The sequence below is a fragment of the uncultured Thiodictyon sp. genome (assembly GCA_903837595.1).
Classification (GTDB): domain Bacteria; phylum Pseudomonadota; class Gammaproteobacteria; order Chromatiales; family Chromatiaceae; genus Thiodictyon.
This window is the reverse complement of sequence record CAILVI010000267.1, coordinates 17644-41664: the sequence shown is the minus strand read 5'-3', so window position 1 is coordinate 41664 and position 24021 is coordinate 17644. Positions and strand designations below refer to the sequence as shown.

Sequence of the window (24021 nt, the reverse complement as noted above, 5' to 3'; positions counted from 1 at the left end):
TCGGATTCTACCCCAGGCGCCGGACCCAGTGCCCGCCGGGACGGCCGCGCCGTGGCCCCCATGGGCGTCGGACGGCTGACCCGTGCCCCCCGAGACCCTCCCGCGCCTGTATGATGCGGCCTCTCAATCCTTACGCGCAGTGCAAGTGAACACATGAAAGCCAGTGAAATCAAGAAGGGAAGCGTCCTCGAGGTGGATGGTGCGGTGGTCTATATCACCGACCTCCAAGTCCAGACCGCGTCCTCGCGCAGCGGCAACACGCTCTACAAGGTGCGCGGGCGCAACGTCGTCAATCGCCAGAAATTCCAGGGCAGCTTCAAGGGTGACGAACAGGTGCAGACGGTCGATTTCGAGCGGCGCGCCGTGCAGTTCCTGTTTCAGGACAGCGACGGCTGCACCTTCATGGACCGGGACACCTACGAACAATACGGCTTCGACCTGGAGGCCCTGGAGGCCGAACTCCCTTACCTCACCGAGGGTCTGGAGGGGATCTATGCCCTGGTGGTCGACGCCGTCGCGGTGGGTATCGAGCTGCCCGCCACGGTAGTCCTGGAGGTGATCGACTGCGCCCCCGCCATGAAGGGCGCCTCGGCCTCCGCCCGCAATAAGCCGGCGACGCTGAGCACCGGGCTGGTGGTACAGGTACCCGAGTACCTGGCGTCGGGCGAGTCCATCAAGGTCAATACGCTCTCCGGCGAGTTCATGTCGCGGGTCTGAGACGCCCGGCTAGCCCACGGCCTGGATGAAGCCCGACACCCGCACGGCAATGCGCCACCTAATCGCCCAGGTCCGGGTGGCGATCCCCTTCGAGGCCCCGCAATCCCGGGTCTGCACCGGGGCGTGCGACGGCTGCTCACGCAAGCTCCTGGATTTTCTGGAAGGCGAACTGGATGACTGGGAGCGCCGCTTGGCCGCCGGGGAGAGCCCCACGCTGGGGGACCTGTCCCGGCTGGCGCGGACCAGCCGCAAGGTCTACGCCGTACTGGAACGCAACGGGCTGGTAGTAGCCGCGCCAGGTTGACCATAGATTCGATACCCGCGAAGCGAAGCCTCCCCCCAAGCGCATGACATCGTGGTCGTCCGCTGGAAATTGGACAGGATTAACAGGATTTTTCAGGATTAGAAGACAGCTGATCAGGGTATCAAGAATCCTGTAAATCCTGCGAAATCCTGTTAATCCTGTCCCATTATTCTCAGCCGCTTGCAGTCATGGATGTCGTCGGGACATGCGGCCTAGGAACGGCCAACCAACCTTCACCCATTCGCGCTCAGCGCGGGGTCGGCGGCGGCGGGAGCCGTAGCGCGCCGCTGGCGAGGGTGTCGGCGATGAACGTGAGTCGCTCCCAGGCGTCATTGGGGCCCAGGCCCTTGATGGAGCGATCGGCCAGGGCGCACTGGCGCACCAGCGAGCGTAGCAGGGTGGTCGACAGACGCCGCAGGGCGCGCTCGACGATCTCCTGACGCGGGCGCGCAATGAACGCCGGCGCCGCCCCCGGATGCCCCTTAGCCCAGGCGGCCTGGGCCAGCATCCGCAGGTCCCGGGCCAAGACCCACAGCACCAGGGTCGCCGCGGTCCCCTCCGCCCGCAAGACCGTCAGCACCCGTTGGACGCGCGCCCGATCCCCGGCCAGCGCCGCGTCAGTAAGTGCAAAGAGGTCGAAACGGGCGCTGTCCGCCAGGGTGCCCAACAGGTCATCCAGCGCGAGCGGTCCCGGCGCGCGCAATAGCTTGAGCTTTTCGATCTCCTGCGCCGCCGCCATCTGATTGCCCTCCAGTCGCTCGGCCAACAGGTCCGCCACCCCCGGCCCCGGGGTGAAGCCGGCGAACTTGAGCCGTTGGTCAAGCCACTGGACCAGCTCCCGTTCCTTGAGCGGCCACACCTGAACCACCACGCCCTGCGCCTCCACCGCCTTGGCCCATTGGGTCTCAAGCTCCTTGCGCTCCAGCGCCGGGGCCGTCATCAGCAACAGGTTGTCCGGGCAGGGCCGCTCGCAGTAGGCGCGCACCGCGGCCCCGCCGTCCTTGCCAAGCTTGGCGGTGCCGATGCGCAGGTCGATGAGCTTGCGCGCGCAAAACAGCGACATCGCGCGGGCAGCGGCGGTGAGGGCGCCCCAGTCGAAGGCTCCGTCCTGGTCCAGCACCTCCCGCTCGTCAAAGCCCGCGGCGCGGGCACGCGCCCGAATCAGCCGGGCAGCCTCGCCGAGCTGGTAGGGCTCGTCGCCGCAGATCAGATAGACCGGAGCCAACCCGCGTGCGAGCTGGTCCGACAGTTGAGTGAAGCGCAGCCGCATGGCGTTGCCGCGGCTCAGTGCAGTGCAGTGCGCAATCGCATCAAGATGCGATCGGCCGCGTCGACGGCGAACTCCTGGTAGATCTGCACCTCCTCCAGCTGCTTGCCCAAGACCTCCACGTCCGGGTTGTCGAAGGTCCGCACCAAGTCCAATTTCTGTTGCGGCAGCCACTGCTTCCCGTCCGCCAGCACCGCATCGTAGGTAACCAGATAGTGCAGCTCATAGGCCAATACCTTGCCGTTAGAGTCGGTGGCCACGACCCGAGAGGTGCGCCCCTCCCCCAGCACGCGCAGGATCAGCTTGGCCTTGCTCGGGCTGGCGGCCACGGGAACGGCGCTGCCGGAGAGCTGTTCCTTGATTGCCTGAAAGACCGGCGAGCCGGCGCCCCCCTGGACATACAAGGGGGTAAGCGTCGCCGGAACCTCGAGTGCACCGCGCAGGTGAAAGCCACAGCCGGCGAGCGGCAGCAAGGACAGCGCCCGCAGCAGCGTCCGCAGTACCGCTCGCCGGGTTTGAACAACGCTATTTGACAACGAGGTTCACCAGTTTGCCGGGGACGACGATGATCTTGAGCAACGTAGCACCCTCGGTATGGCGCCGGACCCCTTCTTGTGCGAGGGCCGCGGCCTGTACGGCGGCCTGGTCCGCGTCCGCAGGGACACTGACTTTGCCGCGCACCTTGCCGTTGACCTGAAGCACATATTCGATGCTGTCTTGCTTGAGGGCCGCCTCGTCCACGGCCGGCCAGGAGGCGTTGAGAATATCCTCACCGAAACCGAGCTCCTGCCACAGATGGTGGGTCACATGGGGGGCAATGGGGGCCAGCAGGCACAGCACGATCCTCAGCCCTTCATCCAGCACGCACAGTGCTTCGGGTGAATCATCCAGTTTGTAGAGCGCGTTGACGATCATCATGCAGCCGGAGACCACGGTATTATATTGCTGGCGCTCGTAGTCGAAGAGCGACTTCTTGAGTGCGGTGTGGACCTCGCGGCGGACGGCTGCGGCCGCCTCATCCGGGGCCGACAACAGGTTCACGCTCCTGCCGTCTCCCGTGATCAGGTGGGCCTTGGCACTCGCCAGCGTCCACAGCCGCTTGAGGAAGCGGTAGGCACCCTCAACCCCGTCGTCGTTCCATTCCAGCGATTGGTCCGGCGGCGAGGTGAACATGGTATACAAACGGACCGTGTCGGCCCCGTAACGCTCAATCAGCGATTCGGGGTCCACCCCGTTGTTCTTGGACTTGGACATCTTCTCAATGCCGCCGAAGCACACCGGCTGCCCGTCCGCCGCGAGCACCGCATGGAGCAGCTTGCCCTTGTCGTCGCGGGTCACCGTGACATCGGCCGGGCTGAACCACTCCTTGCGACCCTCCGCGTCCTCACGGTACCAGGTCTCGGCGACCACCATGCCTTGCGTCAAGAGCCGCGTGAAGGGCTCATCGCAATCGACCAGCCCCTCGTCGCGCATCAGCTTGTGGAAAAAGCGGGCATAGAGCAGGTGCAACACCGCATGCTCGATCCCACCGACATATTGGTCCACCGGCAGCCAATAGCGCGCCCGCTCGTCGAGCATGGCCGTGGTGCAGTTGCTGGAGCAGAAGCGGGCGTAATACCAGGACGACTCGAAGAATGTATCAAATGTGTCCGTTTCTCGAATCTCGCCGTCGGCGAGATTCGAGAATGAAGGCATTCTCTTTAGGGGCGAGCCGGAGCCATCGACCACCACGTCCTCGGGAAGGCGGACGGGCAAATCTGTTTCCGGGCGGGCACCGCCGTCTGGCGTGCGCACGACCGGGATCGGGCAGCCCCAATAACGCTGGCGGGAGACGCCCCAATCTCTTAGCCTGAAGTTTACCCGCTTCTCGCCCTTGCCGTGCTCCTTGAGCCAGCTCGCAATGGCGTCGAAGGCCTGTCCCGAGGTCAGGCCGTCGAACGGTCCTGAGTCCCGCAAGACCCCCTTCTCGACATAGGCGCAGGACTCAATACCGCAGGGGCTGCCGTCGGCCGAATGGATCACCTGATGCTTGGGGATTCCATATTTCTCGGCAAACTCCCAGTCACGCTGGTCATGGGCCGGGACGGCCATGACCGCCCCGGTACCGTAGCCCATGAGTACAAAGTTGGCGGCGAAGATGGGCACCGCCGCGCCGGTGACGGGGTGGATGGCGTCAAGGCCCAGCGCGTGACCGCGCTTCTCCATGGTCTCGATCTCGGCCTCCGAGACCCCGCCCTGTCGGCACGACTCGATGAAGTCCGCGACCTCCGGGTTGTGCTGCGCGGCGCGGCGGGCGAGCGGGTGCTCGGCGGCCACCGCCACATAGGTCACACCCATGACGGTGTCCGGGCGGGTGGTATAGATGCCGAGTGGCTCGTCCGAGCCGGCAATGCCGAACTCCATGTAGACACCTTCAGAGCGCCCGATCCAGTTGCGCTGCATCGTGCGCACCTGCTCCGGCCAGCCGGTCAGCCCATCCAGGGCGTCCAGCAACTCTTGGGCATAGTCGGTGATGCGCACCGACCACTGCTCGATCTCGCGCTTCTCCACCGGCGCGCCGGAGCGCCAACCCTTGCCGTCGATCACCTGCTCGTTGGCCAGCACCGTCTGGTCGATGGGGTCCCAGTTGACCGTGGCGGTGGCACGGTAGGCGAGACCCTTGTCCATCAAACGGGTGAAAAGCCACTGCTCCCAGCGGTAGTAGTCCGGGTCGCAGGTCGCCAGTTCGCGCTCCCAGTCGTAGCCGAAGCCTAAGCTGCGCAACTGCGCCTTCATGTAGGCGACGTTGGAGCGCGTCCACTGCGACGGCGGGATGCCGTGCTTGATGGCCGCGTTCTCCGCCGGCAGGCCGAAGGCGTCCCAACCCATGGGCTGGAGGACATTCTTGCCCTGCATCCGCTGGTAGCGGGCGATCACGTCCCCGATGGTGTAGTTGCGCACATGCCCCATGTGCAGCCGCCCCGACGGGTAGGGGAACATGGCGAGACAGTAGAATTTCTCGCGTGCGGGGTCCTCCACCGCATTGAAGCTGCGGTGTTCTTCCCAGAATGCCTGGGCCGCGGCCTCGATGCCGCGCGGATCGTAGTCGTGTTGCATGGGTTCGTATCGGGTAGACGGGTCAAGATCGGGCGATCGGCGACAGCATACCGCGCCGGGGGCTATCACGGCGACCCGCAGCGACGCAGGCCACGGCTGACGGCCCCAAGTCCGTGCCAGGACGGGCCGAATCTGTTACCTCTTACTGTAACCCAAGCTCAATCCCCGCCCTCACCCGGAACCAGATAACCCGCGCAGGGCAGATGCAGGGGCTCGATGGGTTTGGACCGGCGCACCCGCACGGCGGTCAGCTGGCCGCCCCACAGACAACCGCTGTCGATGCCCCACACATTGTCCCGGTCCCAATAGCCCAGGGCCGACCAGTGACCGAAGATGATGCGCGCATCGGCGCTGCGCCGGCCCGGACACTGGAACCAGGGCACCAGTCCCGCCGGGCGGCTGGACCACGGGCGCTTCTCTTTCAGGGCCAAGGTCCCTTCTGGGGTGCAATAGCGTAAGCGCGTCAGTGCGTTGGTGATAAAACGCAGCCGCTCCATACCCGCCAGCTCCGGGTCCCAACGCGCCGGCTGGTCACCATAGAGGGCGAACAGATAGTCCCGGTAGTCGGGCCCCTGCAGGGCCTCTTCCAACTCACGGGCACAGTCTTGGGCCACGGCCAGCGTCCATTGGGGCGGGAGTCCGGCATGGATCAGGGTGAAGCCCTTATCGGCGTCATGGTGCAGCAGCGGCCGATGGCGCAACCAGTGGAGCAGTTCATCCCGATCCGGGGCCTTAAGAACCTCCGCCAGCGTACTCTTCTTGGCGTGCTTTTCGTTGCCGGCCGCCAACGCGAGCAGATGCAGGTCGTGGTTGCCTAAGACCACGACCGAGCAGGCATCCAGTGAATGAACCAGGCGCAGCACCCCCAAAGACCCGGGGCCCCGGTTCACCAGGTCGCCGGTGAACCAGAGGCGGTCGAGGGCGGGGTCGAATCGCAGGCGCTCGAGCAGCCGCCGCAGTTCCAGTTCGCAGCCTTGAATGTCCCCGATGGCGTAGGTGGGCATCTGGCAGGGCGGTGCGTCAGTGCAGCCGGGCGAGGGAGGCGAGTGAAAAAGGCGGGATATCGGCCGCAAACCGGGTCCCGTCGTCGCCGATCATGCCGTAGCTCCCGTGCATACTGCCGACCGGGGTGGGCAGCATGGCCCCGCTGCTGTAGTGGAAGCGCTCGCCGGGCTTCAGGTGCGGTTGCTCACCGACCACCCCCTCACCGCGGACCTCCTGCACCTGGCCGTCGGCGTCGGTGATGATCCAATGGCGATCGAGTAGACGGGCGGGCTCACTGCCCTGGTTTTCGATGGTGACGGTGTAGGAGAAAACGTAGCGCCCCTCACCGGGGTCGGACTGCTCGGGCTGAAACTGGCTGCGGGCCAAGACCTTGATCGCGTGACGCTGCACTTGAACCTCGCTGCGGAATGGCTATGGGGGGTGTTCGCGCGCACCAGCGGGACCGTCTGCGGCAAGACACCAGGCCCGTGGGTTGCCCGGCGCAATGGGCTTCAGTAGGATCGGTTGGCAGACCACCACTCACCGGACCCTAAGGGTATCTTACCAGGGGCGCTCGCAGGAAGCGGGCCGCCGCGAGGCATGGCAGGAGGCCATGACGAGACAGGGGTTTTAGCGCATTTTAACGAAAGCAGACAAGCGCAAAGGAACAGGTAATAATAGGGGCTAAGACGCCCGCGGTCCGGGTGAATCAGGAGCGACTCTGCACCCTGTTTCCGTGCCCTGCGACGGGCCGTTAATCCACAATTACCGTGCGTTGTAAACCCTAACCCACTGTTTGAGCGTCAATCGAAGTGATCGCCGGTACGTCCATGACCCACAAGCACAGCCGTCGGAAACCAGATCTGTTCTCTCTCCTATTGATCGTCGTCACGCTCGGCATGTCCGCGACCCTTGCATACCAAATCAATGTGTATTACGGCGGGGCCCCGGTCCCGATCGCCAGGCAGGGGCCGGCCGGCAGTGGCGTGGGTGGCTGAGGCCCCACGCACTGGGTGGGTGCGGCGTCGGATCGCCGCTGCGCCATCCTCCCGAACCGACGACCGGTAGCCGCCATGTCAGACAAGCTGCGCGTCGCTGTCGTTGGTGTCGGGTATTTGGGGCGCTTCCACGCACTAATCTACTCGCGAATGCCTGGGGTTGAATTGGTCGGCGTCGTTGACTCGGACCCGGCGCGCGCACGCGCGGTGGCGGCCGAGGCCGGCTGCACCGTTTGCGACTGCCTGGCGGAGCTGGCCGAGCGAGTGGACGCGGTGAGCGTGGTGGTCCCGACCACGACCCACCTGCACGCGGCCGAGCCCTTCCTGCGGCGCGGCCTCGGTGTCCTGATCGAAAAGCCCATCGCCGCCACCCGGGCGGACGGCGAGGCGATCGTGCGCCTGGCCAATGACCATGGGGCACTGCTCCAGATCGGGCATGTCGAGCGCTTCAACGCCGGGGTCATGGCCTTGGCGCAGCGCATCACGGTCCCCCGCTATATCGAGGCCCAACGCATGGGCGGGTTCACCGAGCGGGCCACCGATGTGGATGTGGTTTCGGACCTGATGATTCACGACATCGACATCATCCTGTCGCTGATCGACTCCGAGATCAGCAGCATCTCCGCGGTCGGCGCGGCCGTGCTGACCCCCCATGTGGACATTGCCAGCGCCCGCCTGGAGTTCGCCAACGGCGCGGTGGCCAACGTGGTCGCGAGCCGGGTCTCGGACAAGCAGACGCGGCGCATTCGCGTCTTCCAGTCCGGCGGCTACCTGTCGCTCGACTTCATCGCCCAGACCATCGATCGGGCCTGGCTACGGGAGGCCCCTGGCGCCGAACGCCCGGAGATCGCCCGCGAACGCCTCCAAGTGGAACCGGTGAAGCCCCTGGATCAGGAACTGGCGGCCTTTGTGGAAAGTGTGCGCAACGGCGCCGCGCCCTTGGTGGATGGCGCTATCGGACTCAAGGCCCTGGAAGTCGCGCTGGAGGTCCGCGCCCGCATCGGGCGCTGATGGGGCGGACACCACCCATTGGAGCCGGGGGGCCCCGCCTGCTTGCCTGACGCGGGACGCCCCCGCCGCCGTGATCGCTGCTGTTAGGCCGCCGCGCGCTCGCCCTGCCGCAGATAGTCTTCGTAGTTGCCGCGGAAGTTGACCACGCACTGGGGCGTAAGCTCGATGATGCGGGTCGCGAGCGAGGAGACGAACTCCCGATCGTGACTGACGAAGATCAGGGTGCCGGGATAGTCTTCCAGCGCGGTGTTGAGCGCCTCGATGGATTCCATGTCCAGGTGGTTGGTGGGCTCATCCATCAGCAGGATATTGGGCTTTTGCAGCATCAGCTTGCCGAACAGCATGCGGCCCCGCTCACCACCGGAGATGACCTTCACCGATTTCTTGATCTCGTCCTGGGAGAACAGCAGCCGCCCCAGGGTGCCGCGGATGACCTGTTCGTCATCACCCTGCTGTTTCCACTGGTCCATCCAGTCATAGAGGGTGGCGTCCTGCGTAAAGTCCTCGGTGTTGTCCTGGGCAACATAGCCCAACTTGCTGTTCTCTGACCACTTGACAGCGCCGTGGTCGGGCGTCAAATCCCCGACCAGGCTGCGCAGCAGTGTCGTCTTGCCAATCCCATTGGGGCCGATGATGGCGACCCGCTCGCCGACCTCGACCGTGAGGTCGAGCCCCTTGAACAACGGCACGCCGTCATACCCCTTGGCCAGCGACTTCACCTCCAGCGCCAGGCGATAGAGCTTCTTGTCCTGGGCGAAGCGGATAAAGGGGTTGACCCGGCTGGATGGCTTGATGTCCTCCAGCTTGATCTTTTCCAGTTGGCGCTGGCGCGAGGTGGCCTGCTTGGCCTTGGAGGCGTTGGCGGAGAAGCGGCTGACGAAGGTCTGCAGCTCGGCGATCTGGACCTTCTTCTTGGCGTTGTCGGCATACTGACGCTGCCGCACCTGGGAGGCCGCGGTCATGTACTCATCGTAGTTGCCCGGGTAGACGCGCAGTTCGCCATAGTCCAGGTCGGCCATGTGGGTGCAGACGCTGTTCAGGAAGTGCCGATCGTGAGAGATGATGATCATGGTGCTGTTGCGCGCATTCAGCACCTCTTCCAACCAACGGATACTGTTGATATCCAGGTTGTTAGTGGGCTCGTCCAGCAGCATGACGTCGGGGTCGGCGAACAGCGCCTGAGCGAGCAACACGCGCAGCTTCCAGCCGGGGGCCACAGCGCTCATCAGGCACTCATGCTGCTCCAGCGGGATATCCAGCCCGAGCAGCAGTTCGCCGGCACGGGCCTCGGCGGTGTAGCCGTCCAGCTCGGCGTAGTGCACTTCCAGATGCGCCACCTCCATGCCGTCTTCTTCGCTCATGTGCGCCAAGGCGTAGATGCGGTCGCGTTCCTGCTTGATCTGCCACAGCTCATCGTGACCCATGATCACGGTATCCAGCACCGTGTGGTCCTCGAAGGCGAACTGATCCTGGCGCAGCTTGCCCAGACGCTTGTGGGGCTCCACCGACACGTTGCCCGCGCTGGGCTCCAGATCGCGGCCCAGGATCTTCATCAGCGTGGATTTCCCACAGCCGTTGGCACCGATCAGGCCGTAGCGATTGCCGCCGCCGAATTGGACTGAGACATTTTCGAACAGCGGTTTACCGCCGAACTGCATAGTGATGTTGGCAGTAGAGATCACGAGTGGGTTCCGTCACGGGCTGGAGCGGGAGAAGGGTAGCCCGCCGGCATGCGACGGACCGGAAAACAAAAAAGCCCCGCGGTTGGGCGGGGCTCTTTAGACCAGGTGGCGGGCACCTGGTACCGAGTCTTACTCGGCTACGACGTTGGTCGCGCTCGGGCCTTTCTGGCCTTGCTCAACATTGAACGTGACCTTCTGTCCCTCGGCCAGTGACTTGAAGCCACCGCCCTGGACGGCGCTGTGATGGACGAAGACGTCCTTGGAACCGTCGGACGGGGCGATGAAGCCGAAGCCTTTTTCGTCACTGAACCACTTAACTGTGCCTGAAGCCATTACGCTTACCTCTGGATAAACTCTACTTGGTGTATATGCAGAAGACTGTCGGGATATTACGGAAGGATCTGCCACACACTGCGGAGAGGAGGTACTACCGGAACACTACAGGGAAAATACTGCACTGACTTAACGATACCTGATGCTGAGCCATTGCGCAAGGACTTTATTCAGGCACGAGGACATAGGCCATCGCCTTACCTGTCAAAGTTCCCGAAGACCCTATAGGTCAGCTAGTTATGGCCGTTTCCGAGCGCTTGCGAAAGACCCGCATCTCCTTGGCGGCCTGGAGATCACCCTTGCGCTCGGCAGCGGCGATGCCCTGGTCGAACACGTCGAGCGCCTCCGCGTGGCGGCTGAGTGCGGCGAGCGCTTTGCCGTAGAGCTTCCAGGCGGCGGAGTAGGTCGGGTCCTGACGCACCGCCTCGGCCAGGTGCTCGGCCGCCGCGGCGGGCTGTTCGGCCTTCAGATACTCGTTGCCCAGCCCATAGCGCAGCAACGCCGAGTCCTGGCCGCGGGCGAGCATGGCTTGAAGGTTATCGATGAGGGACATGGTTTCACACGGTTTAGGGAACACTGTGCCGGGCGTCAGCATACCTTGCGGGGCGCCTCTGGGTCAGCGTCGGTGCTCAGCGTGGCTACATCCAAACGCCAGCGAGTGCTCCGCCGCCGGTCTCCTGTAGGCTCCCGCTTATCCACACCACAAGTGTACGCCCAGATATGTCCATACTCATGAGACCAGATAAATCCAACTATCCGAAGGTCGATTTGCGATCCATCGACCCGGCAACATTGTCGACGGCGAGCCACCGGAGCCCGGAACATGAAAGCGGGCGCGGTAGCATTTTTAACACTTCCGCTTTAAAACACTTGCGTTTCAATAGTACCTGACCTACATTACGGATTCAAACCACACTTAAAGAGCATGACATGCCCCTCGATTTCGCCACCGCCCCCTACGGCCGTCAGGCCGAGACCGAGGCCATCTTTCGTCGCTTCAACGCCGGCAAGAACCTGCTCATGCCCGGCCCGCGGCGCTTGGGCAAGACCTTTGTGCTGCAACGACTTGAGGAACGCGCGGCCGATCATGGGTACGCCATGATCAAGATTGACGTCTCCAACTGTCGCGACGAACGGGAGTTTTTTGCCAAGCTATGTCAGACCATTGAGGGTAAACGTGAGCGAGCCGCGTCCCTGCTCGACTCCTTACGCCAGCGCTTAAAGCAGGCGACTCACGGCGCCCCAGCGGGTCCCAGCCCTTGGTGGCAATCGCTCCTCAATGTGAATTGGGAGATTTTCGCCGACCATCTGATCGCTGCGCTCGCCGAGGACCCAGGCAACCGCTGGGCCATCCTGATTGATGAGTTGCCGGTTTTCCTGCTGCATCTGGAGGCCACGCCCAATGGGCTCGCCCAGGTAAAGAACATTGCGTACCGCCTGCGGGAATTCCGCGAACGCTTCCCGGGTCTGCGCTGGCTGGTGACCGGCTCCATCGGTATCGAGCCGCTGGCGCGCCGCGGCGAATACCTGGGCGCCTCCAATAATCTGGAGCCCTTTGAACTGCTCCCGCTGGATTCGCAAGCGGCTTGCGCCTTGCTAAAAGACTGGGCAGCGACAGGGTTCTTCGAGCATCGCCAGCAGGTCAGTGAACACGAGGCCACGGCCATCGTCGCCGCGTCCGGCTGGTTGTCCGCCTATTATCTCGAAGCCTTCGGTATGCAGTTGCAGGGCAGCCCTGCCGAGGACCCTGACACTGCCCAGGTGCGCGTCAACGAGGCCCGCAAGCGGCTGCTGCAACCAACAAACCGCAATTATTTTGAGACTTGGCCTGAACACCTACGCAAGAATTTTGCCGAACCCGTGCGGGGCCGCCTATTTGCGCTTCTCGCCTATCTGGCCGACTTTGAGGCTGGGCTTTCCTCCGACGGCATCTTGCCGGCGCTAAACGACACGACTCTGCCCAGAAAGGACCTGCTTCGTCTACTGCGCATTCTGGAAGAGGACGGATTCCTCGTCTCCGACTTGGATGCCGACAACCACCGCTTCCGCATGGAGTTGCTACGACTCTGGTGGCAGCGCTATCTGCCGGAGTGACGCCATGACCGATATCGATGTCATTGCGCTCTATGGCCCAGGAAATCTAAGCCCCGACGACTTGGTAGCCGGTTTCGTAGCGAGGGAAACCACGCTCAACCATTTCCTCGGCGAACTTCGTCACCAAACCGAGCCGGGGGCCAGCCCCCGTCATCATCTCATCATCGGGCAACGGGGCATGGGCAAGACCACGCTCCTGCTGCGCATCGCCATCGCGGTCGGCGAACAACCGGGGCTCGCCGCGCGTCTGGTGCCACTGACCTTCCGCGAAGAACAATACAACGTCATCAACCTGCATGTGTTCTGGCGCAACGCCAGCGAATCGCTGTTGGACTGGCTGGAGCAGGCAGGCCACCAGGAGGACGCACAAGCCCTGGAAAGCGCATTGGACGCGGCGGAGACCGCCTACGAAAAAGACCGCAAGGCCGAGGCCGGCGGCGGGTCGGCCTGGCGCGCATTCCGCCAGGGCTGTGAGCGTCTGGGACGGCGGCCGGTGCTGTTTCTCGACAACCTGAATCTGATCCTGGATGCGCTGAAAAAGCACGCGTGGGGCCTGCGCGATCTGCTCCAGCAGACCGACGGTCCACTGGTGATCGGTGCGGCGGCCGCCTACCCCAAGGGTCTGTCCGATCGCACGGCCGCCTTCTTCGACTTCTTCCGCATCACCACCCTCGAAAGACTGCAAATCGCCGAGGTACGTGCCTGCCTGCATCGCCTGGCCGGCAAACGCGGTCCCGACGGGGCCAAGGTAGCGGCACTGCTGGGTCGTGACCCCGGGCGTATCGACGCACTCACCGAAATGACCGGCGGCAATCCGCGCACCCTGGCGCTCCTGTATCTACTGCTGGAAAGCCAGGCGGGCGAGGACGCCTTTGCCGACCTGGAACAACTGTTGGACCGCATGACGCCGCTCTACAAGGCGCGCGCCGAGGAGGCCGCACCCCAGGCCCGCGCCGTGCTGGATGCCGTGGCCCTGGCCTGGGACCCGATCATCGCCAATGAGGTGGCGCGGGAATCCGGGCTGGAGGTCACGGTGGTCAATGCCCAACTGGCCCGGCTGGAAAACGATGGCTATGTGGAAAAGGTCGAGGTCAGCGGCAGCGGGCGCTCCGGCTATCAGATGGTCGAGCGCTTTTTCAATATCTGGTATCTGATGCGCCATGGCAGCCGCCGTCTCAAGCAGCGGGTCCGCTGGCTGACCTGCTTCCTGCGTGGGTTCTATTCACCCGGCGACCGGGAGGGCCTGGCCCGCGATGTTCTGAGCAGCGGCAACCACCGGGGCCGGGCCGATCTGATGGCGGCCCTGTCGGAGAGCATGGACGACCCGGTCTATCGCAAGGCACTGAGCCACGCCGCCGGCCGGGACCTGGTTCAGCAATCCGAGACCCGTGAGCGGATCGGGCACCTGGTGGACCTGCGCGATATCGACCCTGAACAGGCGGATATGGTCGAGTTAAAACGCCGGGTGCTGGCGATGCAACGGGAATGGCCGAATGGGATGGATGCGCGGGGATTCTGGGACCTGTTGGGTGGCTCCCTGGAAATCGGCGGTGCGCAGAAGCGTAGAGTCGTCGAACTACTGCCGACGATAGAGGCAGATAGGCTGGCAGCGCTGACAGAAACGCTGCGCAATGAGCTTGCCGAGTTATGTGCAGCCGTGTCGCTTTCCGAGCATGAGCTGGGGCCTTATCGCGCGGCGGTGCGGGATGGCAGCATAGGTCATTGCTATGATCTGGAAGGGGCCAGTGCCGCTGCATTACACGAAAACACACCCGGCATTGCAGCAATGGGTTGCCTGGTCGCCCTGAACACGGCGAATAGTGATCCCGACCAGGTGCGCGCCACCCGGAAACGATTTGCAGGAGACGGCGATAGGCTATGGGCGCGCGTTGACGGCCATTCTGACATTGAACAATCAGATACGCCCTTGAGAGCCTATCACCGCGGACGGCGACTTGAGGAGCTTGGCTTTCCAGCAGACGCCGAATCTTCATTGCGGAAGGGCGGTGAAATGGAGTTTGACAACGAGCACCGCTCCTGGGCATGGGGTCAACTCGGCTATTATCTCAATGAGAAATGGGGTCGCTATGAGGAAGCCGAAGGCGCCTACCGTCAGGCGGTCACGCTCGATCCAAAGGACGCATTGCCGTGGCACAACCTCGGCGGCCTTCTGCAAGAGCACCTGGGCCGCTATGAGGAAGCCGAAGCCGCTTACCGTCAGGCGATCACGCTCGATCCGAATTTTGCATGGCCTTGGAACAACCTCGGCGACCTTCTGCAAGAGCACCTGGGCCGCTGTGAGGAAGCTGAAGCCGCCTTCCGTCAGGCGATCGTCCTCGATCCAAAGGACGCATTGCCATGGAACAACCTCGGCACACTTCTTCAGGACGAACTGGGACGCCATGAAGAGGCCGAGCAAGCCTATCTCCGCAGCCTGGAACTGGCGGAGCCGAAGAAACAAGGTTACCCGCACGGGCATTTGGCCTATCTGTACTGGTTCCATCTGAACCGCCCCGAAGACGCCCGGCAGCACGCCGAGCTGGGGCGGCAGGTCCCGGAGGATTCTATCGGTCGTCTGCTGGACGCCGCCCAACACCTGGCGGAAGACTCACCTGGGCCAGCCTTCGCCGCCTTCGACGCCGCCCTGGCGAAGGGGGATGCCCAACTTTGGAGTACCTTCTTGTTACGGGTCCAGCGCACGCTGCGCTATGCCCACGCCAAGGGCTACGGCCCCCAGTTCTGTGAATGGATGGAGGCCGCCGACTACCCAGCACGCTACGCCCCCCTCTACTGGGCCTTCCTGGCATTGCTCGAAGGCGAGGACATCCTGCGCAACGTGAGCCCGGAGGTGCGTCGGACCGCGGAGCGGATCTACCGCGGTCTCGCCGTCGGGGCAAAGCCGCCGACGGCCGTCAAGAAGGCCAGGCGCCGCCGCCCGCCGCGCTGAGTGCCGAGCGCTCCGCCGCACTGACTGGTGACACCGCTCGACGGTGACACACAGGTGCGGGGCGCTCCGCGCTTCGCGATCAGTGCACTTGGCCATGGCCGGTCCGCACGTTGGGTTGGCGCAGCGCAACCGGATCTACGGCAATTCGGAACCAGCCAACACGCGGTGAAGTTCCCGCGCCAAGGCCAGCGCCTGCCCGCCATCGCCATGGATGCAGACGGTATCGGCGTGCAACGCGATCCACTGCCCGTTACGAGCGCGCAGCCACCCGCTGTCGCGGACTGACAGGACTTGCCCGAGCGCCTCGTCGGGCGTGCCGATCAGGGCCTGAGGATGACTACGCGGCGTCAGCCGGCCATCCGGCTCATAGCGCCGGTCGGCAAACATCTCCACAAGATAACCGACCCCCGCCAGGCGGGCTTGTTCCTGCAACCGGCTTTCGGGCAGCCCCATCACCGCACAGTCGCCGCAGACGGCCATCACCGCACGCAAGAAGGCGTCGGCGGCCGGCGCATCCTGCGTCACGCGATGATAGAGTGCACCGTGCGGCTTGACATGGGATATGGTGACGCCACAGTCATCCGCCGCCTGCCGGAATTCGCTCAATTGCCGGGTGCAGTCCGCCTCGATCGCGGCCGGTGAGGCCCCGGTCTCGATACGGCCGAACCCTGGGCGATCGGGATATGACGGATGCGCCCCGGCCTTGACGCCATACTGCCTGGTCAGCCGCAGGGCGTCGCGCATGCTGGCCCGATCACCGGCGTGACCGCCGCAGGCGATATTGGCGCGGTCAATCAGCGGCATCAGCAATGCGTCACAGTCACCGCCTTCGCCGAGATCGGCATTGATATCCATGGTTGACCTATCGCCAGCAGGGGCGTCGTGAGAGATATCGGTAGGACCTTGAACTGCGCTCGGACCCTCATGACACGACGGCGCGGCCGTGATCATCGTTCCGGCCACGGGCAGATGTAGGTCGCCCTGAAGGGCGACCTACACTGACGCAGCCAGGTGGCCGGGCTGATGATCAAGGCCGACGGCGCGCTGTCGCAAGAATCAGACCCATCAGCCGTATTGCGCACGCCACGCCAGTTCGTGTCGGATCGTCATTAAGCGCCGCTCACGTTCCTGCAAGAGTCGATGCGCCTCGTCCTGCCCGCAGCCGACGAAGTGCACGCTGTCACCCGGCTTGAGCTGGGCCAGCCGGGTGCGCTCGACGCTGGCCGCGACCCCGATCACCGGATAGCCCCCGGTGGTCTGATGATCGGCCAGGAGCAGGATCGGATGACCGTCCGGCGGTAGTTGCAGGACCCCGAAGCACACCCCGGCGGACGGCTGCCGATCATTCGCCGCCGTGAGGGCGACGCCCTGCAAACGTAGCGCCTGGCGATCGGATTGGGGCAGCACCCGAAACTCAGCCGAATGCAGGGTCGCAACGCCCTGATCGCCCAATCCGGACTGGTGTGGCCCCGCCAGCAGCCGGATCGGCCGATCACCCGGCAGGCCGCTGTCACGCCACATCGAGACCTGCCAGGGTGGACTGGCGAATCCGCTCCCATGCTGTCGCAGCAGGACACGCAAACGTGGATAGCGGTCCTGCTGAGGCCTGAGCGCGAGCGTATCGCCCGCCTTCAAGGCACGACCTTCGTACCCGCCGAAGCGGTTGCGCAAATCGGTACCCAACCCACCCATGACCACCGGCGCCATGATCCCGCCCTGCACGCACAGATAGACGCGGGCACCCGCGATGACCTGGCCCATCCGCAGCACGCTGCCTCGACTGATCCATAGTGGCCGCCAGAAAGGCACCGACCGCTCCTCACAGGACACCTCAGCCCGTGCGCCGGTAAGCGCGATCAGGGTATCCTCGGTGAAGCTGACCTGTAGACCGGCCCAGGTCATTTCGATCGCCGCGAGGTGATCGGCATTGCCGACCAGCCAGTTGCCCACCCGCAGCGCCACCGCATCCAGGGCACCCCCGGGCGTGACGCCCAGCGCCTGCCAGCCCATGCGGCCGGCATCTTGGACGGTGGACAGTTGACCGCCCCGCAGGACCTTCAACATGGGCCGAGCGCCGCGAATTGGAGTGAGTCGATACGCTCGAATTGCACCCGATCCCCTGCCTGCAACAGGCTGGGTGAGGGGCGATGAATGTCAAATAACGGCACCGGCGTGCGCCCCAGCACATGCCAGCCGCCCGGCAGTTGCACCGGATAGATACCGCACAGGTCTTCGGCGATGGCCACGCTGCCGGCCGGCACCGCACTGCGCGGCGTGGCACGACGCGGCAGGCGAAGCCGCTCGGGCAGACCCTCCAGATAGGGAAACCCCGGTGCGAATCCGATCATGGCCACGGTATACACCGCTGCCAGGTGCTGTTCAATCAGCGCCTCAACCGTTACACCCAGCTGCTGCGCAGCCGCGTCCAGGTCCAGACCAAACCCAGCCTCATAACAGATCGGTAACCGATGCAGACGCGCCGCCGGCGCCCCGGCCGGCGCGCATTGCAACACCGCCAACTCCGCACACCAGGTCGTTGGGGTCCAGCCATGCCCATACAGCCGCAGCGGGTCATAATGAATGCAGACGCTCCGGAATGCCGGCACCAAGTCGCGCACAAAGGGCCAGGCCCGCGCCTGCACCGCGGCACAAAAGCCCTGGATAGCGACCGACGCAGCGGAGTCACTATCAAACTTGGCCAGGACGGCACTATCACCCAGTGGAATGATCTGAGGTATCGCCATCATCTCCGCGCGATCGTCGCGCACTCCGCTAATCGATATTTATTCACCAAGCCTAAGCCAAGGGCGAGACTGCGGTTGCACGCAGCACGGATGAAGCTGTACAATCCGACGATACTCTTTTTGCTAATCGCCATGCCCGTTGCGCAAAGCAGTGAAGGGCTGTTATATACAAGAACGCAGTTTAATTTCAGGGGTGACATATGGGTCTGGCGTTCCAATTGGTTGCGGTGTTCCTCTACGCCCTGGTAGGACTCGTCTCGCTGGTGATGGCGTACAAAAACCTCTCCAGCGCCGGCTTCCTTCCATTTCACGAGCAAGCGGCCGGGAGACACTGGGAGGAGGTGGACGCCGGCCTGCAGTCCATCGTCACTGCACTCATGAGGCTCACCGGACTCGGCTTCGGGGTCATCGGCCTGCAACTCATCGTGCTGCCGCTGGTGGGTCTCATGACGCATGACTCGCTTGCCGTGTTCGTTGCGGCAATCGCTGGTTTATTTTTCTGCCTCGGCCTCTTCGTGGTCAACTACCGACTCACGACAGCGACCGGTGCTGAGACCCCATGGCGGGGGTCTCTGTACGCGGCTATCGCAATCCTGATCGCGACGGTCTTGTCATTCTAACGGATATGCGCGCCAGGCCCGGCCTTGATCATCCGTCCTCGCAACAACCCGTCGCGGCCGGGGCCGCTTCTACAGTGACTCAAGCGGCCCATGGGCGGGACAACTCATACGGTACGCAAACCGCACCCGATGTTGTGCGCCACCGCATCCAGCAACCGTTGGCGGGCGGCGCGGCTGGCCCAGGCAACGTGCGGCGTAATACTTAAGCTTGGGATGTCCGCGGCCAACAGCGGGTGGTCCGGCGGCGGGGGCTCGCGGGTCAGTACATCCAGCGCGGCAGCACCGATAAGGCCCGCACGCAGGGCCTCGGCCAGGGCAGACTCGTTGACGATACCACCGCGGGCGGTGTTGATGAGGAGCGCATCGCGCCGCATCAACTTAAGCTCGGTCGCCCCGATCAGCCCCCGGGTCTGTGCCGTCAGTGGGCAGTGCAAACTCAACACGTCGACCTGGGGCAGCAGTTCGTGCAGCGCAACGCGGCCGGGGCGCTCATCCGCCGCATCCCGCCGGGCCACCAGCACGCGCATCCCGAAGACCTCCGCCACCCGCGCCACCCCACGACCCAGCTCGCCGAGACCGACAATGCCCAGCGTGCGGCCCGCGATCTCCTCGATCGGATACTCCAAGAAGCAGAAGTGCTCGGCCTTGGACCAGGCGCCGGCCACCACCGAGGCACGATAATCCGCGAGGCGCGTGTAATGGCTCAGGATGGCGGCAAAGACGTACTGGACCACCGCGGGGGTTGCATAGCCCAGGACGTTGCGCACCGGGATACCCAGTCGGGCGGCGGCCTCCAGGTCCACGTTGTTGGTGCCGGTCGCCGCCACGCAGACCAGGCGCAGGGCCGCCGCCTCCCCCAGCAGGTCGGCATTCAGCACCACCTTGTTGGTGACGACCACCTCGGCCGCGCGGATGCGCCCGGCAATCTCCCCCGGCGCGGTGGCGGGGTAAAACGCCCAGCGCTCGCAGGCGCCAGTGAGGCGCCCAAGGTCGAGGTCGCCCCGGTCGACGCTCGCCAGATCCAGGAAGACGCCAAGACCGGGGCGGTGCGGCTTGGCCGCGGCGTCAGGGGAATTGCTGTTCATGTTATCCCTCATGGTTAGGCAAATTGGCGCGAGCCAAGGCCGGATGCCGGGCGATCGTCGCACAATTTTACCGCCCTGCCCCACCGCACCGCACCGCACCGCGGATTCACAGCCACCCATGGCCGGGGTTGGGGTACCATTTTGTGCAGTGCAATACGCCCGCCCCGCCGGACCCGAAACCCCATGACTGCCGATACCCAGCCGCGCATCCGCGAGATCCCTTATAACTACACGTCATTCTCCGACCGGGAGATCGCGATCCGCTTCCTGGGTGAGGCCCGCTGGCGGCTGATCGAGGCGCTGCGGGGGACGCGGCGCACCGGGCGTTCGGCGCGCATGCTCTTCGAGGTGCTGGGTGACATGTGGGTCATCACCCGCAATCCCTACCTCCAGGACGACCTGCTGGAGAACCTCGACCGCCGTCGGCTGCTGCTCGCGGCGCTGGACCACCGGCTCGACCAGTTTGAGCTGCGCCTCAACGACAACGCCGGCGCGGCTGAACTCCTGAGCGCCGCCCGCACCGCGGTCGCGCGCTTCCGGGCCTGGTTCGAGACCGAGCAGGCGGCCCGCGACCGGCTGCGCAAGGCACTGGCCGGCATCACCCGGGCGGACAACCTGGATTTTGGCGGCCTGGCCCGGGTCTCACACGCCACCGACGCCACTGACTGGCGCGTGGAACTACCCTTCGTCGTCCTTTCACCGGACAGCGAGACCGAGGTCGCCCCGATCGTGCGCGCCTGCATCGATTGCGGTCTGACCCTGATCCCGCGCGGCGGCGGGACCGGCTACACCGGCTCGGCGGTGCCCTTGCACCCCATGACGGCCGTCATCAATACCGAAAAGCTGGAGCAACTCTCCGGCGTGGAGCGGATCAACCTGCCCGGGGTGGCGGACCCGGTCCCAACGGTGCTTTGCGGCGCCGGGGTGGTGACGCGCCGGGTCTCTGACTTGGCGGACGCCAATGGGCTCGCCTTCGCGGTGGACCCGACCTCCCAGGACGCCTCCTGCATCGGCGGCAACGTGGCCATGAACGCGGGCGGCAAGAAGGCGGTCCTGTGGGGGACGGCGCTCGACAATCTCGCCTCCTGGCGGATGGTCACCCCGGACGCCGACTGGCTCCTGGTGGAGCGGCTGGACCACAATCTGGGCAAGATCCACGACCAGGCGCAGGTGCGCTTTCGCCTCTCGCGCTTCGCCCCGGACGGCACCACGCCGCGCGGCCAACCCGAGGTCCTGACCCTGCCTGGCAGTACCTTCCGCCAGGCTGGCTTGGGCAAGGACGTGACCGACAAGGTCCTGGGCGGCCTGCCGGGGGTGCAGAAAGAGGGGTGCGACGGCATCATCACCTCCGCCCGCTTTGTACTGCACCGCATGCCCGAGCAGGTGCGCACCGTCTGTCTGGAGTTCTTCGGCACCGATCTGGAACTGGCGGTGCCCGCCATCGTCGAGATCAAGGACTTCATCGACGGCTTGGCCGACGTGCAGGTGGCGGGCCTGGAGCACCTGGACGAGCGCTATGTCCGGGCGGTGGGCTACACCACCAAGGCCGACCGGCGGGAACTGCCCAAGATGGTCCTGCTCGCCGATCTGGTGAGCGACGATGCGACGGCCGTGGACCGGGCGGCAGGGCACGTGGTGGAACTGGCCCGGGCGCGCGACGCCGAGGGATTTGTCGCCGTGAGCGCGGAGGCGCGCAAGCGCTTCTGGCTGGACCGCGCCCGCACCGCCGCCATCTCCCGCCACACCAACGCATTCAAGATCAACGAGGACGTGGTGATCCCACTGCCCCGGCTGGCGGACTACAGCCGCGGGATCGAGCGTATCAACATCGAGCAGTCCATCCGCAACAAGGACGCCATCATGGCCGCGGTCTTGGATTACCTGGCCGGCGAACTCCCCGAGTCGCATCGGGACGGGGACTACCGGGACTCGACTGAGGAGCGCGCCATCCTCGCGGCCAAGCGCGAGGCCGCCCGGGTGCTGGTCACCCGCGCGCGCGCGCGCTGGCGCTCGGTGCTCGCGCATCTGGATGCCCCGGCCGACGCACACCTGGAGTTGCTGAGCACGGCGGAGCATTCCCGCCGGCGCCCGGGTGACACCCTGCTCGACCTGATGCTGCGCCGGGAACTGCGCCAATCCTATCGGACCGAGGTCGGTGAGCGCCTGGGCGAGATCTTCGCCGGCCATGACCTGGCCGTGGTGCGTGAGCGCCTGGCCGGGTGTCACGCCCGGGTGCGCGATTCGCGCCTCTTCGTGGCACTGCACATGCATGCGGGCGACGGCAACGTACACACGAACATCCCGGTCCACTCGGCGGACTACGCCATGCTGCATGAGGCAGACCTGGTGGTGGACCGGATCATGCAGCTCGCCACCGCGCTGGGCGGGGTCATCTCCGGTGAGCACGGGATCGGCATCACCAAGCTGCGCTATCTGGAGCCGGCCAAGCTCGCCGCCTTCGTCGCCTATAAGGAGCGGGTGGACCCGCACCAGCGCTTCAATCGCGGCAAACTCATGCCCGGGTCCGGACTGGACGGGGCCTATACCCCGTCGCTGCGGCTGGTTCAGCAGGAGGCCATCATCCTGGAGGAGACCGAACTGGGGGCGGTCAATGACGATGTGAAGCATTGTCTGCGCTGCGGCAAGTGCAAGCCCAAGTGTTCGACCCACGTCCCCCGGGCCAACCTGCTCTATTCACCGCGCAATAAGATCCTGGGGACCGGCCTCATTCTCGAGGCCTTCCTCTATGAGGAACAAACCAGGCGCGGGCTGTCGCTACGTCACATCGAGGAGATGAATGACGTGGCGGACCACTGCACCGTCTGTCACAAGTGTCTCAGCCCCTGTCCGGTCGACATCGACTTCGGCGATGTCACCATGCGCATGCGGCGCATCCTGGTCAGCCGCCGTCAGCAGCGCTTCAACCCCGGGGCCTGGGCCGCGATGCAGTTCCTCAACACCACCAACCCCGCCACGATCCATCTGCTGCGCAAGGGGCTGATCAAATGGGGCTTTGCCGGGCTCAACCTAGCCCATGCCACGGCGCGTTCAGTGGGACTCACCCGCGGACGCACCACGCGGCCCGCCGCCACCACCGGCCACCCCGCCGCGCTCGGTCAGCTATTGGACTTGGTCAGCCGTCCGGTCCGGGTGGCCCTGCCCAAGCGCGGTTTCCGCCAGGTGCTGGGACTGGAGGACCGCACCCAGGTACCCATCCTGCGCGACCCCCGAGTCGCCCCGGAGGACGCAGAGGCCGTCTTTTATTTTCCCGGCTGCGGCTCCGAGCGCCTGCTCTCTGACGTGGGACTGGCCACCCTGGCCATGCTCTATCATCAGGGCGCCCAGACCGTCCTGCCCCCCGGTTACCTGTGTTGCGGCTACCCCCAGCGCGCCGCCGGTCTGGATGCACGCAGCCGGCAGATCACCATGGACAACCGGGTACTCTTTCACCGCGTCGCCAATACGCTCAATTATCTGGATATCCGCACCGTGGTGGTGTCCTGCGGCACCTGCATGGACCAGCTGCTCAAATACCAATTCGAACAGATCTTCCCCGGCTGCCGACTCCTGGACATTCACGAATGGCTGATGGAAAAGGGGCTGAGCCTGGGGGGCGTGCCGGGGGTGCAATACCTCTATCACGACCCCTGCCATACCCCGATGAAGACCTATGCCCCGCTGAAGGTCGCGGGCGCCCTGATCGGCCAGGAGGTCCGCCTCTCGGATCGCTGCTGCGGCGAGGCCGGCATGCTCGGTAGTGCCCGCCCGGATATCGCCAACCAGGTCCGTTTTCGCAAACACGAGGAACTGACCAATGGGCTACGCGCCCTGACCGGAGCGGACCGCACGGCGAGCGGCAAGGTGAAACTGCTGACCGCCTGCCCGGCCTGCCAGCAGGGCCTGTCCAAGTATGCCGACGAGACTGGGCTTACGACCGACTACATCGTGGTAGAAGTCGCGCGGCGGCTGCTTGGGGAGGGCTGGCAGGGTGCCTTCCTGAAACAGGTCGAGGCGGGCGGGATCGAGCGGGTATTGTTGTAGAATCCATCGTGCGATCCGTCGTGCGCGGGGAGGTCCGCGTGGTATCGAGGCTCGCGCCTCGCGCACGACGGATATGTCAGAAATCTGTTTCTTGGCCC

The 24021-nt window shown here is 64.9% G+C and carries 19 protein-coding genes; 7 read left to right on the top strand and 12 right to left on the bottom strand.

Features of this window, described 5'->3' with window-relative positions; genetic code table 11:
- Positions 1-153: 153 nt before the first annotated feature.
- Together yeiP and QZY44_RS14695 are read left to right on the top strand one after the other, a co-directional pair.
- Positions 154-717, top strand: a complete 564-nt coding sequence (gene yeiP / locus QZY44_RS14700) for an elongation factor P-like protein YeiP (RefSeq protein ID WP_295447469.1) — start codon at positions 154-156, stop codon at positions 715-717.
- Between the two features lie 49 nt (positions 718-766).
- On the top strand, positions 767-1021 hold the full coding sequence (locus tag QZY44_RS14695) for a hypothetical protein (RefSeq protein ID WP_295447467.1): 255 nt from the start codon (positions 767-769) through the stop codon (positions 1019-1021).
- Positions 1022-1268: 247 nt separating this feature from the next.
- On the opposite strand, the gene holA is transcribed toward QZY44_RS14695, so the two are convergent.
- The 5 genes from holA to apaG form a co-directional block, all read right to left on the bottom strand.
- On the bottom strand, positions 1269-2291 hold the full coding sequence (gene holA, locus QZY44_RS14690; protein WP_295447466.1) for a DNA polymerase III subunit delta: 1023 nt from the start codon (positions 2289-2291) through the stop codon (positions 1269-1271).
- 14 nt (positions 2292-2305) lie between these two features.
- The gene (gene lptE, locus QZY44_RS14685) at positions 2306-2824 is read right to left on the bottom strand and encodes an LPS assembly lipoprotein LptE (protein ID WP_295447464.1); all 519 of its coding nucleotides are present in this window, start codon (positions 2822-2824) and stop codon (positions 2306-2308) included.
- Positions 2814-5384 carry a leucine--tRNA ligase gene (gene leuS / locus QZY44_RS14680; protein ID WP_295447462.1) on the bottom strand — a complete coding sequence of 857 codons (2571 nt, stop codon included), beginning with the start codon at positions 5382-5384 and terminating at the stop codon, positions 2814-2816. Before leuS ends, lptE begins: the two co-directional genes overlap by 11 nt.
- A gap of 158 nt (positions 5385-5542) precedes the next feature.
- Complete coding sequence (locus QZY44_RS14675; protein ID WP_295447460.1) at positions 5543-6388, bottom strand: symmetrical bis(5'-nucleosyl)-tetraphosphatase; 846 nt, start codon at positions 6386-6388, stop codon at positions 5543-5545.
- Between the two features lie 16 nt (positions 6389-6404).
- Complete coding sequence (gene apaG, locus QZY44_RS14670; RefSeq protein ID WP_295447458.1) at positions 6405-6779, bottom strand: Co2+/Mg2+ efflux protein ApaG; 375 nt, start codon at positions 6777-6779, stop codon at positions 6405-6407.
- Between the two features lie 662 nt (positions 6780-7441).
- Between apaG and QZY44_RS14665 the strand changes: the two genes are divergently transcribed.
- Positions 7442-8377, top strand: a complete 936-nt coding sequence (locus tag QZY44_RS14665; protein WP_295447455.1) for a Gfo/Idh/MocA family oxidoreductase — start codon at positions 7442-7444, stop codon at positions 8375-8377.
- An 83-nt stretch (positions 8378-8460) separates the two neighbouring features.
- Here QZY44_RS14665 and QZY44_RS14660 read toward each other — a convergent pair whose 3' ends face one another.
- The 3 genes from QZY44_RS14660 to QZY44_RS14650 form a co-directional block, all read right to left on the bottom strand.
- Entirely contained in the window at positions 8461-10059 is a 1599-nt protein-coding gene (locus QZY44_RS14660; protein WP_295447454.1) for an ABC-F family ATPase, read from the bottom strand.
- Between the two features lie 129 nt (positions 10060-10188).
- Positions 10189-10392 carry a cold-shock protein gene (locus tag QZY44_RS14655; RefSeq protein ID WP_295447452.1) on the bottom strand — a complete coding sequence of 68 codons (204 nt, stop codon included), beginning with the start codon at positions 10390-10392 and terminating at the stop codon, positions 10189-10191.
- A gap of 229 nt (positions 10393-10621) precedes the next feature.
- Positions 10622-10945 carry a tetratricopeptide repeat protein gene (locus tag QZY44_RS14650; RefSeq protein WP_295447450.1) on the bottom strand — a complete coding sequence of 108 codons (324 nt, stop codon included), beginning with the start codon at positions 10943-10945 and terminating at the stop codon, positions 10622-10624.
- 377 nt (positions 10946-11322) lie between these two features.
- On the opposite strand from QZY44_RS14650, the gene QZY44_RS14645 reads away from it, so the two are divergent.
- Both QZY44_RS14645 and QZY44_RS14640 read left to right on the top strand, forming a co-directional pair.
- Complete coding sequence (locus QZY44_RS14645) at positions 11323-12486, top strand: hypothetical protein (protein ID WP_295447448.1); 1164 nt, start codon at positions 11323-11325, stop codon at positions 12484-12486.
- Positions 12487-12490: 4 nt separating this feature from the next.
- Positions 12491-15433 (top strand): tetratricopeptide repeat protein, encoded by a 2943-nt coding sequence (locus tag QZY44_RS14640; protein ID WP_295447446.1) that lies wholly within the window; start codon positions 12491-12493, stop codon positions 15431-15433.
- Between the two features lie 135 nt (positions 15434-15568).
- On the opposite strand, the gene pxpA is transcribed toward QZY44_RS14640, so the two are convergent.
- The 3 genes from pxpA to pxpB form a co-directional block, all read right to left on the bottom strand.
- A complete protein-coding gene (gene pxpA, locus QZY44_RS14635; RefSeq protein WP_295447444.1) occupies positions 15569-16288 on the bottom strand; it encodes a 5-oxoprolinase subunit PxpA in 720 nt (239 codons plus the stop codon).
- Positions 16289-16498: 210 nt separating this feature from the next.
- Positions 16499-17497, bottom strand: coding sequence for a biotin-dependent carboxyltransferase family protein (locus QZY44_RS14630; RefSeq protein WP_295447442.1), 999 nt, complete (start codon positions 17495-17497; stop codon positions 16499-16501).
- Positions 17491-18180 carry a 5-oxoprolinase subunit PxpB gene (gene pxpB, locus QZY44_RS14625; protein ID WP_295447441.1) on the bottom strand — a complete coding sequence of 230 codons (690 nt, stop codon included), beginning with the start codon at positions 18178-18180 and terminating at the stop codon, positions 17491-17493. Before pxpB ends, QZY44_RS14630 begins: the two co-directional genes overlap by 7 nt.
- Positions 18181-18377: 197 nt before the next feature.
- Here pxpB and QZY44_RS14620 point away from each other — a divergent pair, with 197 nt between their 5' ends.
- Positions 18378-18797 (top strand): hypothetical protein, encoded by a 420-nt coding sequence (locus QZY44_RS14620; RefSeq protein ID WP_295447440.1) that lies wholly within the window; start codon positions 18378-18380, stop codon positions 18795-18797.
- 104 nt (positions 18798-18901) lie between these two features.
- Here the strand turns inward: QZY44_RS14620 and QZY44_RS14615 are convergent, their stop codons facing one another.
- Positions 18902-19882, bottom strand: a complete 981-nt coding sequence (locus tag QZY44_RS14615; protein ID WP_295447438.1) for a D-2-hydroxyacid dehydrogenase — start codon at positions 19880-19882, stop codon at positions 18902-18904.
- A gap of 183 nt (positions 19883-20065) precedes the next feature.
- Here QZY44_RS14615 and QZY44_RS14610 point away from each other — a divergent pair, with 183 nt between their 5' ends.
- Positions 20066-23923, top strand: coding sequence for a DUF3683 domain-containing protein (locus tag QZY44_RS14610; RefSeq protein WP_295447436.1), 3858 nt, complete (start codon positions 20066-20068; stop codon positions 23921-23923).
- Positions 23924-24021 lie beyond the last annotated feature (98 nt).

Bases quoted from the DNA above. Each gene is read 5' to 3' on its own strand.
- QZY44_RS14640 (WP_295447446.1), top strand. From the start codon at position 12,491: ATGACCGATATCGATGTCATTGCGCTCTATGGCCCAGGAAATCTAAGC.
- QZY44_RS14620 (WP_295447440.1), top strand. From the start codon at position 18,378: ATGGGTCTGGCGTTCCAATTGGTTGCGGTGTTCCTCTACGCCCTGGTA.
- QZY44_RS14665 (WP_295447455.1), top strand. From the start codon at position 7,442: ATGTCAGACAAGCTGCGCGTCGCTGTCGTTGGTGTCGGGTATTTGGGG.
- pxpB (WP_295447441.1), bottom strand. From the start codon at position 18,180: ATGATGGCGATACCTCAGATCATTCCACTGGGTGATAGTGCCGTCCTG.
- QZY44_RS14655 (WP_295447452.1), bottom strand. From the start codon at position 10,392: ATGGCTTCAGGCACAGTTAAGTGGTTCAGTGACGAAAAAGGCTTCGGC.
- QZY44_RS14610 (WP_295447436.1), top strand. From the start codon at position 20,066: ATGACTGCCGATACCCAGCCGCGCATCCGCGAGATCCCTTATAACTAC.
- QZY44_RS14615 (WP_295447438.1), bottom strand. From the start codon at position 19,882: ATGAACAGCAATTCCCCTGACGCCGCGGCCAAGCCGCACCGCCCCGGT.
- QZY44_RS14645 (WP_295447448.1), top strand. From the start codon at position 11,323: ATGCCCCTCGATTTCGCCACCGCCCCCTACGGCCGTCAGGCCGAGACC.
- yeiP (WP_295447469.1), top strand. From the start codon at position 154: ATGAAAGCCAGTGAAATCAAGAAGGGAAGCGTCCTCGAGGTGGATGGT.
- QZY44_RS14695 (WP_295447467.1), top strand. From the start codon at position 767: ATGCGCCACCTAATCGCCCAGGTCCGGGTGGCGATCCCCTTCGAGGCC.
- QZY44_RS14650 (WP_295447450.1), bottom strand. From the start codon at position 10,945: ATGTCCCTCATCGATAACCTTCAAGCCATGCTCGCCCGCGGCCAGGAC.
- pxpA (WP_295447444.1), bottom strand. From the start codon at position 16,288: ATGGATATCAATGCCGATCTCGGCGAAGGCGGTGACTGTGACGCATTG.
- QZY44_RS14630 (WP_295447442.1), bottom strand. From the start codon at position 17,497: ATGTTGAAGGTCCTGCGGGGCGGTCAACTGTCCACCGTCCAAGATGCC.
- leuS (WP_295447462.1), bottom strand. From the start codon at position 5,384: ATGCAACACGACTACGATCCGCGCGGCATCGAGGCCGCGGCCCAGGCA.
- QZY44_RS14675 (WP_295447460.1), bottom strand. From the start codon at position 6,388: ATGCCCACCTACGCCATCGGGGACATTCAAGGCTGCGAACTGGAACTG.
- holA (WP_295447466.1), bottom strand. From the start codon at position 2,291: ATGCGGCTGCGCTTCACTCAACTGTCGGACCAGCTCGCACGCGGGTTG.